15 protein-coding genes are annotated in these 15,523 nt (G+C 70.2%); 5 read left to right on the forward strand and 10 right to left on the reverse strand.

All coding sequences use genetic code 11. From position 1 onward, the window contains the following. Positions 1-42 precede the first annotated feature (42 nt). The 6 genes from P4826_RS14420 to tsaB all read right to left on the reverse strand — a co-directional run bounded on the left by P4826_RS14420 (position 43) and on the right by tsaB (position 5,949). Positions 43-1,710: a PAS domain-containing protein gene (locus P4826_RS14420; protein ID WP_317701075.1), complete on the reverse strand. Its 1,668-nt coding sequence runs from the start codon at positions 1,708-1,710 to the stop codon at positions 43-45. 93 nt (positions 1,711-1,803) lie between these two features. Then, complete coding sequence (locus P4826_RS14425; RefSeq protein WP_317701076.1) at positions 1,804-2,610, reverse strand: hypothetical protein; 807 nt, start codon at positions 2,608-2,610, stop codon at positions 1,804-1,806. A 182-nt stretch (positions 2,611-2,792) separates the two neighbouring features. Continuing rightward, entirely contained in the window at positions 2,793-3,779 is a 987-nt protein-coding gene (gene corA, locus P4826_RS14430) for a magnesium/cobalt transporter CorA (RefSeq protein WP_317701077.1), read from the reverse strand. Positions 3,780-3,980: 201 nt separating this feature from the next. Beyond that, entirely contained in the window at positions 3,981-4,742 is a 762-nt protein-coding gene (locus P4826_RS14435; protein WP_317701078.1) for a uracil-DNA glycosylase family protein, read from the reverse strand. Beyond that, on the reverse strand, positions 4,739-5,215 hold the full coding sequence (rimI, locus tag P4826_RS14440; RefSeq protein WP_317701079.1) for a ribosomal protein S18-alanine N-acetyltransferase: 477 nt from the start codon (positions 5,213-5,215) through the stop codon (positions 4,739-4,741). The genes P4826_RS14435 and rimI overlap by 4 nt, the downstream gene beginning before the upstream one ends. Beyond that, the gene (gene tsaB / locus P4826_RS14445; RefSeq protein WP_317701080.1) at positions 5,212-5,949 is read right to left on the reverse strand and encodes a tRNA (adenosine(37)-N6)-threonylcarbamoyltransferase complex dimerization subunit type 1 TsaB; all 738 of its coding nucleotides are present in this window, start codon (positions 5,947-5,949) and stop codon (positions 5,212-5,214) included. Before tsaB ends, rimI begins: the two co-directional genes overlap by 4 nt. A gap of 41 nt (positions 5,950-5,990) precedes the next feature. Here tsaB and dacB point away from each other — a divergent pair, with 41 nt between their 5' ends. The 3 genes from dacB to P4826_RS14460 all read left to right on the forward strand — a co-directional run bounded on the left by dacB (position 5,991) and on the right by P4826_RS14460 (position 9,874). After that, positions 5,991-7,454, forward strand: a complete 1,464-nt coding sequence (dacB, locus tag P4826_RS14450) for a D-alanyl-D-alanine carboxypeptidase/D-alanyl-D-alanine endopeptidase (protein WP_317701081.1) — start codon at positions 5,991-5,993, stop codon at positions 7,452-7,454. Between the two features lie 135 nt (positions 7,455-7,589). Then, positions 7,590-9,152, forward strand: a complete 1,563-nt coding sequence (locus P4826_RS14455) for an alpha/beta hydrolase family protein (RefSeq protein WP_317701082.1) — start codon at positions 7,590-7,592, stop codon at positions 9,150-9,152. 26 nt (positions 9,153-9,178) lie between these two features. After that, positions 9,179-9,874, forward strand: a complete 696-nt coding sequence (locus P4826_RS14460) for an OmpW/AlkL family protein (RefSeq protein ID WP_317701083.1) — start codon at positions 9,179-9,181, stop codon at positions 9,872-9,874. A gap of 75 nt (positions 9,875-9,949) precedes the next feature. Here P4826_RS14460 and P4826_RS14465 read toward each other — a convergent pair whose 3' ends face one another. The 4 genes from P4826_RS14465 to purE are packed head-to-tail and all read right to left on the reverse strand — an operon-like array spanning position 9,950 to position 13,620. Then, positions 9,950-10,903 carry an SGNH/GDSL hydrolase family protein gene (locus tag P4826_RS14465; protein WP_317701084.1) on the reverse strand — a complete coding sequence of 318 codons (954 nt, stop codon included), beginning with the start codon at positions 10,901-10,903 and terminating at the stop codon, positions 9,950-9,952. 44 nt (positions 10,904-10,947) lie between these two features. Further along, positions 10,948-11,946 (reverse strand): L-threonylcarbamoyladenylate synthase, encoded by a 999-nt coding sequence (locus tag P4826_RS14470; RefSeq protein WP_317701085.1) that lies wholly within the window; start codon positions 11,944-11,946, stop codon positions 10,948-10,950. A gap of 10 nt (positions 11,947-11,956) precedes the next feature. Next, a complete protein-coding gene (locus P4826_RS14475; protein ID WP_317701086.1) occupies positions 11,957-13,126 on the reverse strand; it encodes a 5-(carboxyamino)imidazole ribonucleotide synthase in 1,170 nt (389 codons plus the stop codon). Next, on the reverse strand, positions 13,123-13,620 hold the full coding sequence (gene purE / locus P4826_RS14480; RefSeq protein WP_317701087.1) for a 5-(carboxyamino)imidazole ribonucleotide mutase: 498 nt from the start codon (positions 13,618-13,620) through the stop codon (positions 13,123-13,125). Before purE ends, P4826_RS14475 begins: the two co-directional genes overlap by 4 nt. Before the next feature lie 165 nt (positions 13,621-13,785). On the opposite strand from purE, the gene trxA reads away from it, so the two are divergent. Both trxA and P4826_RS14490 read left to right on the forward strand, forming a co-directional pair. Next, complete coding sequence (trxA, locus tag P4826_RS14485; RefSeq protein ID WP_317701088.1) at positions 13,786-14,694, forward strand: thioredoxin; 909 nt, start codon at positions 13,786-13,788, stop codon at positions 14,692-14,694. Next, positions 14,691-15,512 (forward strand): YbaY family lipoprotein, encoded by an 822-nt coding sequence (locus P4826_RS14490; RefSeq protein ID WP_317701089.1) that lies wholly within the window; start codon positions 14,691-14,693, stop codon positions 15,510-15,512. The genes trxA and P4826_RS14490 overlap by 4 nt, the downstream gene beginning before the upstream one ends. Positions 15,513-15,523 lie beyond the last annotated feature (11 nt).

A 15,523-nucleotide genomic window follows, 5' to 3' on the forward strand; every position in this document is an offset into this window, starting at 1 on the left:
GCCTATTTTGCTTGAAATGCGTCAGCGCAGCCGGCACCGGGCTCACGGCAGCTCGTCGGCCAGCACCAGCACCGCCGCGCGCCCGGACAGTTGCAGCCTGTCCTGGCTGTCGCGCATGGGCAGCACGCGCAGGGTCAGCGCCCGTGCGCCTGCCGGCCGGTTCAGCCGCAGGCCCATGCTCCAGTGGGCCAGCCGCCGGGGTGCCTGGGCGGCCTCGGCCAATAGCGCGTCCAGGCGCGGCGCATCGGCGGGCTGGGCCGCGGCCAGCCGGCCGGCGCGCAGGCACAGGGCATCGGCCAGGTTCAACAGCGCCTCGGCACGCGCGTTGGCAAACAGCATGCGGCCATTGGCGCTGAGCATGAACACCGCGCAAGGCAGGGCATCCAGCCCGGCGGCCAGTGTTTCGGCCTGCGGCAGGCGGCGCCAGCGCAGCAGCGCGGCCAGGGCGCGTTGCAGATAGGGCGCCAGGTGCTCCAGCAGATGGGCTGCCTGAGCCGCTTGCTCAGCCGCATGCGGGCCCGCAAAGCAGATGCTGACGCCGCCCACGTTGAATGGCGCATCCATGGGCAGCTTGATCGCGGTGATGTCGCGAATGTTCTGCGGGCGCAGGATCTCCTGATGGAAGGCCGAGCGCTGCAACGCACGCGGGTCGGTGATCTGCATCTGGTTCACCCCTTGCCCGAGGCGCACGCGCAGCATGGCGCGTGCCGTGGGGTTGTCCTGGAAGCGATCCAGAAAGCGTTGCCCGAGCACGGCGTCCAACCCCTGCGTGAGCAGCAGGCCATCTTGCGCGTGGGTGAAGCTGCAACCGGCAAACATGCTGCCCAGGCCGTGTGCGGCCTGCGTCAGGCGCTGCAGCAGCAGCGGCCAGTGGCCGGGGTCGGCCATGGTATCCATGGCTGCCAGGACGATGGCCTGCACGGCACTGTCTGCCGGTGGGCGCGGGCGCGGCGCGATCAATGGCGCAACCAGTGGTGCAATCAGTGGCGTGGGCATGTGCCCAGGCGCGTGGGCCAGGGTGGCCAGTTCGGGCGATGGCGTGGCGTCCAGCTCGGCGCGCAGGCGCACGCCGTAGGCCTGCAGCGCACGCAGGCCACGCGGGTGCTCGCCAAGCGCCGCACAGGCCTGTAGCAGGGTGCGTAGCGCGGCTTCGTCCAGCGGGTCGCGGGCCAGCACCTGCTCGGCTGCGGCGGCCTGCGCCTGCGGTGTGTGCTGCAGGCCGCCAAGCCAGCATCGCGCGGCGGCGTGCCAGCGTTCATCCAGCCAGGCGCGCTGGCGCGTCAGCCATCGCAGTGCGTCATCGCTCAGGCCAGAGTCCAGGCCGCTGAGCAGGCCGGGGCGGTAGGCCCGTACGGCGCGTTCCCAGTCTGATTCATCGCAGGCGTGCCGGAAATCATGCAGATCCGTGGCCGGGCGCCAGCGCAGCTGCCCGCCGTGCAGCTCCACTGGCGGGGCCTGTGCCAGCGTCGCACACAGCCGGTGCGCCTGCAGCAGCGCCTTGCGCAGGTTGCGGCGTGCGTCGGCGGGCTCACGCTCGGGCCACAGCCATTCGGCCAGCTGGCTGCGCGACACCGGCCCGTCGTGGCAGGCCAGCAGCGCCAGTAGCTGAAAGCGTCGCTCGGCCTGAAAGGCGACACGGTCGCCTCCATCGCCGGGCCACCAGCACACGCTGCCCAGGAGCTGCAGGCCGGGTGTGGATGCGCTGTTCATGGGGCTTTGACGCAGAGTGTGGGCCCACATCGTAGATCGGTTGCGCGCCGCAGCGCAACATCTTGCGGGCGTGCTTGCGGGGCATTGCCGGCGCTACTCGCCCTGGTCGCAGATCCAGAAGTGCCGCAGCAGCCGCTCCGCCGGGCAGCGCTCTTGCACCACTTGCTGGATCACGCCCGAGGCCAGCACCTGCGGCTGATCCCAGTTGCGGTCAAGCAGCAGCATGGCCTCGAACAGCGCCTGCGGGTCGCCATCGGCGTCGTAGCGCGCCAGCAGCAGGTCTATCAGGTCAGCCGCGGCATAGGGCTGGCCCATGGCGGCGTTCGCGCGCAGCTCTGGCAGCGGCGGCAGGGCAGCGTGTCGCAGCGGCGTGGCCATGGCCGCGGTTGCACCGCCGGCGGTGCTGGGCGGCCTCTGTAGCGGCAGCCACAGCCCGGCCACCAGGGCGCCCGCGCCGGCGGCGACCAGCAGCGGCAGCACGCGCGCCCAGCCGAAGACCGAGCGCAGCGCGCCAAGGCGTGGCGCGCGGGCGCTGGGCGTGGGCGCGGCTTGCGACACTGGCCGGGTGCCGGCTGGCGCGCCCTTGTGGTGCCAGCGCCAGCGGTGCATGGCGGCGATGCCGGTGACGCTGCTGCAGCCCCACAGGTTGATGACGGTGATGACAACAAAGAACGTGTCGTGCAGCACCAGAACCCCATAGATCACGCCGCTCAGGTGCGACAGCGCCCAGGAGCCCCAGGCCAGCAGCGAGATTGCCCGGGCCCCGTCGGTGCAGCGCCACACGGCGATGATCTGCGGCATGTAGGTGACGATGCGGATGGAGTTGCTGGCCAGGTAAAACCAGGCAATGGCCGCCAGCAGCGGCGAGTCGGCCAGGCTGGCCGGGTCGACCGGTGTCATGACCGTGCTCCCGGTGCCGGGCCAAGAACGATGAACCTGCACATGGTGGTTCTCCTGCGCTGCGTGCGCCCGCCGCTGGCATGCGCGTCGGCATGTCGGGCGGGATCACGGGCACCAGCTTAGGTCGGCAGCGTTTCGCAGGCGTTGCCCGGCAAGCGCTGGAAGTACCGGCGCGGGAGGGGTTACTTCAACCAGCCGCGCTTGCGAAAATACAGCATCGGCACCACGGCGCTGGCGATCATCAGGCAGAGGGCGTAGATGTAGCCATGCTCCCATTCCAGCTCGGGCATCAGGCGGAAGTTCATGCCGTAGACGCTGGCGATCAAGGTGGGTGGCAGCAGGGCGACGCTGGCCACCGAGAAGATCTTGATGATCTTGTTCTGGTTGATGTTCAAAAAACCGACGGTGGCGTCCATCAGGAAGTTGATCTTGTCGAACAGGAACTGCGTGTGGCTGTCCAGCGACTCGATGTCGCGCAGGATCTGGCGCGCGTCCTCGAACTGCTCGGCGTTGAGCATCTTGCTGCGCATCATGAAGCTGACGGCGCGGCGCGTGTCCAGCATGTTGCGGCGTATGCGGCCGTTCAAATCCTCCTGCCAGGCAATGTCGGCCAGCACCTTCTGCGCATGGTCGTCGGTCACATGGCCCTCCAGCACCTGGGTGCTGACCTTCTTCAGATCGTCGTAGATGCCCTCCAGCGTGTCGGCCGAATACTCCACGTCGGTGTCGAACAGCGACAGCAGCACCTCCTTGGCGTCCTCGATCAGCCCCGGCGCGCGGCGCGCACGCATGCGTAGCAGTCGGAACACGGGGATGTCTTCCTCGCGGATGGAAAACAGCACGCCGCAGCTTTTCAGCTCGGTGTTGTGCTGGTTCAGGATGAAGGCCACGCGCACCGAGCGCGGCTCCTCGTCGTCGTCCACCAGAAAGTCGCTGCGGATATGCAGTTCGCCGTTGTCTTCCTCGTAGAAGCGCGCCGACTCTTCGATGTCCTCGTCCATCACGTCCAGCGGGATGGCCAGGCCGTAATGCTGCTTGACCCAGCGCTTTTCCAGCACCGTGGGCGACTCCATGTCCACCCAGATCGGATGCTGCGGCGCCTGATCCTCCAGGGAATCGATTTCTTCCTGGACCAGGCGGCCGTTGACGAGTGAAAAGATGTTGAGCATGGCTCACTCTCCCTGTTGTTCTTGAGGCGTCTGCGAGGGGTGATGGGGGGCGCTTTCAGCCCCTCGTCAGACCGGGGAGAGGCTGAAAGCTACCAACTGGGGTAGGTTTCCACGGGTAGGCGGCGCGTGTGTTGCGAAGCCGGCAATTATCGCATTCGCGTCGTGACCGCGCTGTGACCGCGCGTTTGCCCCCAGGTGGTTTCAAGCCCCGGGCTGGCGACGCACCAGGGCCAGCGCGCGGCACAGGTCGATCCAGGCGGCGGCCTTGGCTTCCGGGGCGCGCAGCAGATAGGCCGGGTCGTAGCTGACCACCGCAGGCGTGCCGTCCGCCAGCTGGTGCGCGCTGGCGCGCAGGCGCCCCAGCGGCTCGCGGCTGCCCAGTACCACGCGCGCCGCACCCAGGCCCAGCACCAGCACCATGGCCGGGCGCAGCGTGGTCAGGGCCTGCTGCAGGCCGGCGGCCGGCGGTTCGCCCTCGGCCGGCCGGCCCGGCTGGGGCTGTGACAGGGTGGCGACGAAGCAGCGCGGGTGCCGGTGCAGGCGCATGGCGCGCAGCATGTTGTCCAGCAGCTGGCCGCTGTCGCCCGCCAGGGGTTCGGCCGGTGTCGGGCTCTCCAGCAGCACCAGCCAGCCGGAGCCCAGTTCCGGCGGCGTGGCCGTCGGGTCGGCCTGCGGGTACAGGGCTATGGGTGGGCGCAGCAGCAGTCCGCCGGCCTGGGCCATGGCTGCAGCCGGGGTTGGCGCGGCAGCTTGCGTCGGTGCCTGGCGGCGCGTGGTGGGGGGGGGCGCTGCGGCAGCTTGCGCTGCGGGACGGGCCGGGGTGGCGGCGGGTGCGGGGCGAGTGACGGGAGCGGCCTCGTTGGTCGGCGGCGCCGCTGGCGCGGCGGCCGGGGCCGGGGCCCAGACGGTGACACCCATCTCCAGCAGCATGGCGCGTTGGCGCGCGTCCAGTTCCAGGCTCATAGCGGCAGACTCATGACCACGGCGTCCTCGCGTTCGCCATCGCTGGCCGGGTAGTAGCGCTTGCGCAGGCCCACCTGCTGGTAGCCATGGGCCTCGTACACCTGGCGCGCGCGAGTGTTGCTGGCGCGCACCTCCAGCCACAGCCACTGCGCGCCCTGGCCGCGTGCCCACAGGGCCAGCGCGTCCAGCATCACATGCGCCCAGCCCTGGCGCTGGAACGCCGGGGCCACGGTGATGTTGAGCAAATGGGCCTCCTGCACCCCGGGCATGGCAACGAAGTAACCCAGGATCTGCCCGCCCGCCACCAGCAGCTGCGCCTGGTAGCCGGCGGCCAGCGCGTCAATGAAGTTGCCGCGCGTCCACGGGTGGCTGTAGGCGGCCTGCTCCACGGCCAGCAGCGCGTCCAGGCGCTCTGTCGTGAGCGGTGCAAAAGACGCCTGCATGGCGTCAGCGGGGCGCGGGTTGGCGTTCATGATGCTTGCGCCGCGCTGGCGCGGCGCGCGGCCTCGCGCTCGGCCGTGGTTTGCGCCACCTTGTCGCGTATGTAGCGCGGCAGCGCCGCGTCGGCCGGCACGGCCCTGCCGGCGGCCAGCAGCGCGGGTGCCAGGCGCAGCATGGCGCCGGCCGTGGGCAGGGCGGGCACATCGGGCGCGGTGGGCGAGTCGGGCGCCAGGCGCGCGCCATAGGCGGCGCGGGCGTTGCCGGCCAGCGTCCAGCCAGCGGGCAGCACCACGGCCTCGGGCGCGCACAGGCTGAAGTCCTGCGGTTCGCTCCAGCGCCCGCCTGCCGGCATGCCGCCGTCGGGCAGCCATTGGGAGGGGGCGCAGTAGACCTCGTTCATGCGCGCGTCCAGCGTGGCCAGCACCCACGTGCAGCCATGCTCGGCGCGCGCCTGCTCGGCCACGGCCAGCAGGCTGTCCACCGGCAGCACCGGCACCCCCAGGCCGCCGCGTGCGCCAAAGGCCAGGCCCTGGGCCACGGAGCAGGCCGTGCGCAGCCCGGTGAACGAGCCCGGCCCGCGGCCGAAGACCACGGCATCGAGCCGCGCAAACGTGAGCCCGGCCTGCGCCAGCAGTGCGCGTATGGCGGGGATCAGTGTGGTCGATGCCTGGGCGCCACCGGGGCCGCTGTGCTCAAGCACCTGCGCGCCGTGCTGTACGGCGACGGACAGGGTGTCGGTGCTGGTGTCGAAGGCGAGCAGGTTCATGGCGGGCGTGATTATCGATGGTGGGCGATAGACTGGCTGGCATGTTGATTTCCCCCCTCGCATCGGCCCGGCGCCGCGTGGCCGGCGCCCTGTTGGTGCTCACCAGCCTGACGGCCTGCGCCGCCGACCCTGGCGCCAGGCTGGCGCCGGCAACGGATGCCGCTGCCCTGCCGCCCGCGGTGATCGCGGCGCTGCAGCGTGCCCGCTTGCCCCAGGATGCGCTGGCGGCCGTGGTGGTGCCGGTCGAGGGGCGCGCCGCACCGCGCCTGATGCACCAGGCGGATCAGGCGCTGAACCCGGCCTCGGTGATGAAGCTGGTCACCACCTATGCGGCGCTGGACCTGCTCGGCCCGGCCTTCACCTGGGACACGCCGGTGTATCTGGACACAACGCCCGTGGCTGGGCGGCTGCGCGGCAACGTCTACATCCAGGGCCGGGGTGACCCCAAGCTGGTGGTCGAGCGCCTGTGGCTGCTCATGCGCCGCCTGCGCGCGCTGGGCATCGATGCCATCGACGGCGACATCGTGCTCGACCGCAGTGCCTTTGCCCTGCCCGCGCACGATGCGGCCGATTTTGACGGCGAGCCCTGGCGTCCCTACAACGCCGCGCCCGACGCCCTGCTGCTGAACTACAAGGCCGTGGCCATGGGCTTCACGCCCGATACCGCCGCCGGCGTGGCCCATGTGCGCTACGAGCCGCCCCTGGCGCGCCTGCAGCTGCCCACCAGCGTGCCGCTGGCGCCCGCCGGTACGGCCTGCGGCGACTGGCGCATGGGCCTGCAGGCCGAACTGACCCATGCCGAACGCATCGCCTTCCAGGGCGCCTACCCGGCGGCCTGCGGCGCGCGCGAATGGTCCGTGGCGCCGTCCGACCCCAGCGGCTATGCGGCGCGCGCCGTGGAGGGCATGTGGCGCGAGCTGGGCGGCAGGCTCGCGGGCCGCGTGCGCGACGGCCAGGTGCCCGCAGGGCTGCAGCCGGCGTACAGCAACCCATCACCGCCGCTGGCCGAGGTGGTGCGCGACATCAACAAGCACAGCAACAACGTCATGACCCAGCAGCTGCTGCTCACGCTGGGGCTGCAAAAGGCCGGCCAGGGCAGCTTTGATGCCGCGCGTGGCGTGCTCGCGCAATGGTGGCAGGAGCGCCTGGGACCGACCGACCAGCCGGTGGTGGACAACGGCGCCGGCCTGAGCCGCGCCGCGCGCCTGAGCCCACGCGCGCTGGCGCGCATGCTGCAGCAGGCCTGGGCCTCGCCGGTGATGCCGGAGTTCGTGGCCTCGCTGCCCATCGTCGGCGTGGATGGCACGCTGCGCCGCCGGCCGGCCCTGGTCAGCGGCGCGGCGCATCTCAAGAGCGGCAGCCTGCGCGACGTGACGGCCCTGGCCGGCTATGTCCTGGCCGCCAGCGGTCAGCGCTATGTGCTGGTGGCCATGGTGAATCACCCGAACGCCGGTGCGGCCAGGCCGGCGCTGGATGCGCTGATTGCCTGGAGCGCGGCCGACTGAACGCTGGATGCAGATCTGCCGCGCGTGAAATTTCGTGTCGCATTGGTAGTTACCCGCCCCTGACTTCAGTGGTTGCCGGATTAACATCGCCGCCTGAAAAAGAACGACCGTTCGTTTTATTTTAGGAGAACATCAATGAACCAATGGCTTGGGCTGACCATGGTCAGCGCCGCGGCAATGCTCGCCGCCTGTGGAGGCGGATCCGACCTCGGTGGCAGCACCGAAACCGACCTGAGCGGCGCGCGCGGCTCGCTCATGCACAACCCGCCGCTGCGCGTCACGGCGCTGTCGGCGGGCGAGTTCAAGGACAGGCTGGCGGCCAGCCCCAGCGGCCAGAGCCTGCTGGCCCTGGCGGGCGCGCCCAAGTGTGGCGTGGACGTGCACTACATCGAGTACGGCACCGTCGGCGGTGCCGGCGAAAAAACCAATGCCTCGGGTGCGCTGATGGTGCCCACGGGCGGTGTCGCGGGCTGCGGCGGCGCCCGCCCGGTGGTGCTGTATGCCCATGGCACGACCACCGACCGCGCCTACAACATCGCCGACATCACCGAGCCCGCACGCCCCGGCGCCTCCGAGGGCTCGCTGCTGGCCGCGATGTACGCGGCCCAGGGCTTCATCGTGGTGGCGCCCAACTACGCCGGCTATGACGTCTCCAAGCTCGGCTACCACCCCTACCTGAATGCCGACCAGCAGTCCAAGGACATGCTCGACGCGCTGGCCGCCGCGCGCAAGGCGCTGCCGCGCATCGGCAGCCAGGACGGCGGCAAGCTGCTCGTCGCCGGCTATTCGCAGGGCGGCCATGTCGCCATGGCCACACACCGTGCGCTGCAGGCGGCAGGTCAGCCGGTGACCGCATCGGCGCCCATGTCCGGCCCCTACGCGCTGGGCGCCTTTGGCGACGCCGTGTATTACGGCAACGTGAACCTGGGTGCCACGGTGTTCACGCCCCTGCTGGCGGCCAGCTACCAGAAGGCCTACGGCAACCTCTACGCCCAGCCATCGGACATGTTCGAGGCGGCCTATGCCACGGGTATCGAGCAGCTGCTGCCATCGGCCACGCCGCTGGCCACGCTGGTGGCCCAGGGCAAGCTGCCGCAGACGCAGCTGTTCAGCAGCACGCCGCCGGCTCCGGCCTTCGCCGCCATCACGCCGCCGACCCAGCCGCCGGCGCTGGCGCCGCTGTTCGCCCTGGGCTTTGGCAGCAACAACCTGGTCAAGAACAGCGCCCGCCTGGCTTACCTGCAGGATGCCGCCGCCAATCCCGACGGCGCCGTGCCCAATGCCACCACCGGCGCCCAGGCGGCCGCACCGCAGCATCCGCTGCGCAAGGCCTTCAAGGCCAACGATCTGCGCAACTGGAAGCCCCAGCGCCCGGTGCTGCTGTGCGGCGGCAATGCCGACCCGACGGTGTTCTATGGCGCCAACACCGCGCTGATGCAGAACCTGTGGTCCAACCCGGCATCGCCGCTGGCCTTGCCGGCCGGCCTGTTGACGGTGCTGGACGTGGACTCGGCCAGCGCCGGCGCGGCCGACCCGTTTGCCGCCGTCAAGGCCGGCTTTGCCCAGGCCAAGGCCGGCGCCGCCGCCCAGGGTGGCGCCAATGCGGTGGTGCAGGCCTACCACGGCTCGCTGGTGCCGCCGTTCTGCAATGTGGCCGCGCGCGCCTTCTTCCAGCAGGTGCTGGCATCTGGCGGTTGAGCAACAAGACAAGAAGGACTGACGACATGCAACGCAAAATTTCTTCAACCCTGATCGGCGTGGCGCTGCTGGCGCTGTGCGGCACGGCCTCGGCGCAATGGAGCGTGCGCGGCGGCCTGACGCATATCGCGCCGCATTCCACGGCCACCGACGCCGTCGGCCCCATGCTGCCCGGTCCGCCGTCGGGCATCAGCATCGACGTGAAGAACAAGGCCACGGCCTTTCTGTCGCTGGCCTATGGCCTGAACCCCAACATGGAGCTGGAGCTGGCCCTGGGCTACCCGCCCACGCATGACGTGACGGCCCGCATCGCCGGCAACCTGCCGCCGCATATCGCGGCCTTCAATGGCCAGAAGCTGGCCGAGGTGCGCCAGATCGCGCCCACGCTGTTCCTCAACTACAAGTTTGGCGATGCCAGCAGCCAGTGGCGCCCCTTCGTCGGCCTGGGGCTGAACTACACCAACTTCGACAAGCGCAAGTCCACGCAAGCCAACAACGCCCTCAACGGCGGCCCCACCGACATCCGCCTGACCGACTCCTGGGGCCTGGCGGGCCAGGTGGGCCTGAGCTACCGCATCGACGAGCGCTGGTCGGTCACCGGAGCCCTGGCGACGGCACGCGTGAAGAGCCGGCTTACCACCACCACCGCCGGTGTGCAGCGCAACATCGACATCCGCTTCCACCCCGTGGTGTTCACCGTCCACCTGGGTTACACGTTCTGACCGCCCAACCCTTGCGGGCGCAAAAAAGCCGGCCCAGGGCCGGCTTTTTTTGTGCGCCGCCGTGGCGGGGGGCGATCACCAGCGATGGCTGAGGGTCTGCTGGGCGTAGTCGCCGAACAGGCGCTGGGCGTTGGGCGTCAGGTAGACCTTGTCGGCAAAGACATAGCGGTTGTAGTCGGCGCCCGCGACTATCGTGCTGGGCGTGCACAGGGCCGAGTTCACCTGGCCCGCGCCAATGCCAATGCCGGGGCCGGCGTCCACCGAGGTGCAGACGGGGTCTTTGCCGTTGTTGAAGCCATTGCCGCCGGGGTTGGCCTCGAACAGGTTGACGTAGTAGGCCAGATCCACGTAGAGCACCGTCTTGCCCATGTCCTTGATGGCCACCTTCAGCTCGTCGTTGAAGCTCAGGCTGGCCTGGTGGATCAGGGCCTGCTTGCCCAGGGCCTTGGCCCAGGGGCTGCGCTCCAGGTCGTAGCTGCCGGTGACCACGATGTGCTTGGCACCGGCATCGGACAGGCGGCCGATCTGCGCCGCCAGATCCTTGCCGGCCTGGCCGGTGGCGGCGACATACTGGGCCTCGGTCTGCGCCGCGGCCTGCACGGCGGCCATGCCGGCAATGATGTCGCTGGCGCCGGCGCTGATCAGGATCACGTCGTCCGCCTTGAACTGCGGGTTGGCCAGAAACTGGTCGATCTGCTGCTTCACGGTCGGCGTGCCGGCATTGCCGGCGGCGTCGGGCGTGGCGCTGATGCGCGCATTGCCCTGGGCGTAGCTGGTGCCGCCGGCGGAGACCGGCTTGAGCACCAGGCCGTAGTGCGAGGCCAGCTGCTGCGTCCAGTTGAAGAGGCTGCCGTCATTGACGGTGTAGCCGCTGCCCTTTTGCCCCACGTCGGCCATTGCATCGCCAAAGGTGATGATGCGCGTCGGCGCGATCGCCGAGTCGATGCTGCTGGAACCACAGGCCGCCAGCAGGGCGGTCGTTGCACAGGTGGCGGCCACAAAGCTGCGGCGCATCCAATTTGCTGCCATGTATATCTCCGGATTCAAGAGTGCGAGAGTTTAAGCCTTGGTGTTCAGCCGGCCGCCGCGGCGCGTTGCAGGCGGTCGCGCACGCCTTCCCAGTCGGGGGTGTCGGGCGGGGCCTCGATCCAGATCAGGCGCGCGCCGGCATCGTCAAAGCCGCGAAGCACGGCAAACAGCTGCTGGGCGGCGGCGGCGGCATCATCGGGCATGCGGCGCAGAGTGATTTTCGACGATGCCGAGCGCAGCGGCGCGCGCGCATAGACGGCCAGATGGGCGGCGTCGGCGCCCAGTATGTCCAGGCCGGCCTGCAGTTGCCTGGCATCCATCAGGCGCACGCGCGCCGTCGGGGCGTAATGAGCCAAAAGCGTGCCTGGCGCTCGTGGAGTATGCGTAGGCAGCTCTTCTTTTGATAGTAGTTCTATGCCGCAAACGCGGCGCACGTCGGCGCGCGAGATGGCGCCCGGGCGCAGCAGCACGGGCAGGCCGCGCGTGCAGTCGATGATGGTCGATTCGATCCCCACGGCGCAGGGGCCGCCGTCCAGCACCAGCAGCTGGTCGCCAAAGGCCTCTGCCACATGCTGCGCCGTGGTCGGGCTGACCTTGCCGAACAGATTGGCGCTGGGCGCGGCCACGCCCCAGACGGGCGGATCGAGCCGCTGGCAGGCCGCCAGCACCGCATGGGCCACGGGGTGGGCCGGGCAGCGCAGGCCCACGCTGTCCTGCCCGCCGGTGGAGGCGCGCGCCGCGGCAGGCAGGCGCGGCAGGATCAGCGTGAGGGGCCCGGGCCAGAAGGCGTCTATCAGCTGCTGCGCGAACAGCGGCACCTCCTTGGCGTAATGGGTGATGGCCGAGGCATCGGCCACATGCACGATCAGCGGGTGGTTGGCGGGCCGGCCCTTGGCGGCAAAGATCTGGGCCACGGCGGCGTCGTTGTCGGCATCGGCCGCCAGGCCGTACACCGTCTCGGTCGGCAGGCCCAGCAGCGCGCCGCGCGCCAGCGCCTGCGCGGCGGCCTGCACCGAGGCATCGAGCTTGCCGTCGATGATCACGCGCGGCCCCTCAGAACGGCGCTATGCCGAGAATGGCCGCCGCCTGCAGCGCCACGGCGCGCACCGCCTCGGGCGTGGCGCCGGTCACGTTCAGGTGGCCCATCTTGCGCCCGCGTTTTGCGTCGCGCTTGCCGTACAGGCGCAGGTGGCAGCCGGGCAAGGCCAGTACCTGTTCCCAGGCCGGGGTGACGGGCGCATCGCCCTGGGCAAACCACAGGTCGCCCAGCAGGTTCAGCATGATGGTCGGGCTGTGCAGGCGCGGCTGCGTGAGCGGCAGGCCGGTCATGCAGCGCAGCTGCAGCTCGAACTGCGAGACGTCGCAGGCGTCCTGGCTGTAGTGGCCGCTGTTGTGCGGGCGCGGGGCGATCTCGTTGACCACCAGGCTGCCGTCCTGCAGCACGAAAAACTCGACGCACAGCACACCCACGTAGTGCAGGCCATCTGCTACTGATTTAGCAGCTGCCAGCGCTTGGGCGGCAAGCGCTGGCGGCAGATTTTGCTCATAAACCTCGGTCACGGCCAGAATGCCGCCCCGGTGCAGGTTGCGCTGCACCGGCAGGTGCACCATGGCGCCGTCACGGCCGCGCGCGACGATGACCGAGCATTCCTGCGCCAGCGGCAGCATTTTTTCGAGCACGCAGGGCACGCCGCCCAAGTCTTGCCAGGCGGCGGCCCGCTCGGCCGGCGTGGACACACGCGCCTGGCCCTTGCCGTCGTAGCCCATGCGCGCGGTTTTCAGGATGCCGGGCAGCAGGTCTGCGGGCACGGCCGCCATCTGCTCGGGCGATTCGATCAGCGCATGCGGCGCCACGGGCACGCCGCAGCGCACAAAGTGCGCCTTCTCGGCCGCGCGGTCCTGGGCAATGGCCACGGCGCTGCCTGCGGGCGACACGCGCCGCGTCTGCGCCAGCAGATCGAGCGCCGCGGCCGGCACGTTCTCGAACTCGGTGGTCACGGCGGCGCACAGGCGCGCCATCTCGGCCAGGCCCTGCGCGTCCTCGTAGCCGGTGCGGATATGGTGGTGACTCACCAGGCCGGCGGGGCTGGTGGGGTCGGCATCGAGCACGGCGGTGAAGTAGCCCATGGCCTGGGCCTCCTGCACGAACATGCGCCCGAGCTGCCCGCCGCCGAGCACGCCCAGCGTGGCGCCGGGCAGGATCACGTCCTGATCGGCGCTCATGCGGCCACCGGCGGCAGCGTCATGGCGCGCGCGGCGGCCGTCTGCTCGGCGCGGAAGGTCTCCAGCTTCTGGCGCAGCGCCGGGTCGTGGTTCGCCAGCAGGGCCACGGCAAACAGCGCCGCATTCGCCGCCCCGGCCGCGCCAATGGCAAAGGTGGCCACGGGCACGCCCTTGGGCATCTGCACGATGGAGTGCAGCGAATCCACCCCCTGCAGATGGCGGCTGGCCACAGGCACGCCCAACACCGGCACCACGGTCTTGGCGGCGATCATGCCCGGCAGATGCGCCGCGCCGCCCGCGCCGGCGATGATGGCCTGCAGGCCGCGGCTGGCGGCACTCTCGGCGTAGCGGAACATGTCGTCGGGCATGCGGTGGGCCGAGACCACCTGGGCCTCGTGCGCGACGCCGAACTGCTCGAGGATGGCTACCGCGTGCTGCATGGTGTCCCAGTCGCTGCTGGAGCCCATGACCACGCCGATCTGTATGGGGTTCATGTAAGGGATGGGCAGGTCACGCCCGCAAGGGGAAACCCGCGATTTTACGTTTTATGCCCGGACTGCGTTTGCCGGCCTGGCGCACCCCGGCGCCGGGAATATGTCCGAGAATCGCCGTTGACCTTGTTAACTCGCGCGCCGCCGCATCACCGGGATTGCCAACACATGATCGATGTCACCGTAGAAAACTTTGAAGCCGAGGTGGTTGCCGCCTCCATGACCACGCCCGTGCTGGTGGACTTCTGGGCGCCCTGGTGCGGCCCCTGCAAGACGCTGGGCCCGGTGCTGGAGAAGCTGGAGGTGGCCTACGCCGGCCGCTTCACGCTGGCCAAGATCGACTCCGACCAGCAGCAGCAGCTGGCGGCGATGTTCGGCATCCGCAGCATTCCCACCTGCGTGCTGATGATGAACGGCCAGCCGGTGGACGGCTTCACCGGCGCCCTGCCCGAGGGCCAGCTGCGCGCCTTTCTGGACAAGCACCTGCCCAGCGCCGAGGAGTTGCAGGCCGAGGAGCAGGAGGAACAGGCCCAGGAGGCCCTGGCCGGCGGCGACACCGCGGGCGCGCTGGAGGCGCTGCAGCAGGCCGTGCTGACCGACCCGGCCAACGAAGAGGCGCGCTTTGACTACGTCAAACTGCTGCTGCAGCAGGGCCGCGAGGACGACGCCAAGGTGGCCTTCGCCCCGGTGATCGCCAAGGCCGAGGGCTCGCGCCGCCTGGGCGCGCTCAAGGCCTGGATGGATGCTCTTGATTTTGTAACTGCAGGCGCTTATGGGGCGGGCGCTGGAGCCGAATTTGATGCAAAGATTGCCGCCAACAAGCGTGATTTCGAGGCGCGCTACGGCCGCGCCCGCTGGCTCATGGCCCAGCAGCGCTGGACGGACGCCATGGACGAGCTGCTGGAAATCCTGATGCGCGACAAGGGCTGGAACGAGGAGGCCGCGCGCAAGACCTATATCGCCATCTTGGAGCTCATCGAGCCGCCCCGGGTCAAGGTCGCCGAGGGCCAGATCCCGCCCGAGGATCCGGTGCTGGCCAGCTACCGCCGGCGCCTGTCCAGCGTCGTGCTGAGTTGAGCTGGCGCCGCCGCGCGTGGCTGGCGCTGGCGGCGCTGTTGGCCGGCTGCGCCAGCGTACCGCCGCCCGATGCCTTCATCACCGGCACCGTCATCGCGCGCGAGCGGCTCTACATCCCCCCTGACGCGGTGTTCGATGCCGCCCTGGTGGATGTCACGCAGGTGGGCGAGCCGCCCCTGGTGCTGGCGCGCCAGCGCATCGCCCCGGCCGGGCCGCTGCCCTATGAATTGCGCATCCCCTACCGCCAGGCGCTGATACAACCGCGGGGCCGCTATGAGGTGCATGCCGCGGTCACGCAGCAGGGGCGCCTGCTGCTGGACACGCCGGGCGTGCACCCGGTGCTGCTCAGCCCCGCGTTCCGCCATGTGGATGTGATCCTGGCGCGCCGGCCCTTGCAGGAGGCCACGCTGAACGCCAGCGTACCCCTGCGCCAAACCTACTGGAAGCTGATCGAACTGGTGGATGGCGCCGACCTGGCAGCGCCGGCGGACGGGGCCGATGCCGCCCATCTGGTGCTGGCGCGCGACTCCGACCGGGCCATGGGCTCGGGCGGCTGCAACCGCTTCGCCGCGCGCTACCAGGTAGACGGGGGGCAGTTGCGCTTCGATGCCCTGGTGTCGGGCCTGCGCCTGTGCCTGCAGGACGGCACCAGCGAGCTGGCCTACCTCGAGCGGCTGGATGCGGTGCGTGCTTACTGGCAGCAGGGCCGCAGCCTGGAGCTGCGCGATCGGGCCGGCAAGCCCGTGCTGCGCTTCGTGGCCGAGGAACGCGGCGAGCCGCCGCCAGACGACGACGAGCCGCCGCTGCAGCCCTCGTGATGCGGCCCTGG

Source organism: Diaphorobacter limosus, assembly GCF_033100095.1.
Lineage (GTDB): Bacteria > Pseudomonadota > Gammaproteobacteria > Burkholderiales > Burkholderiaceae_C > Alicycliphilus > Alicycliphilus limosus.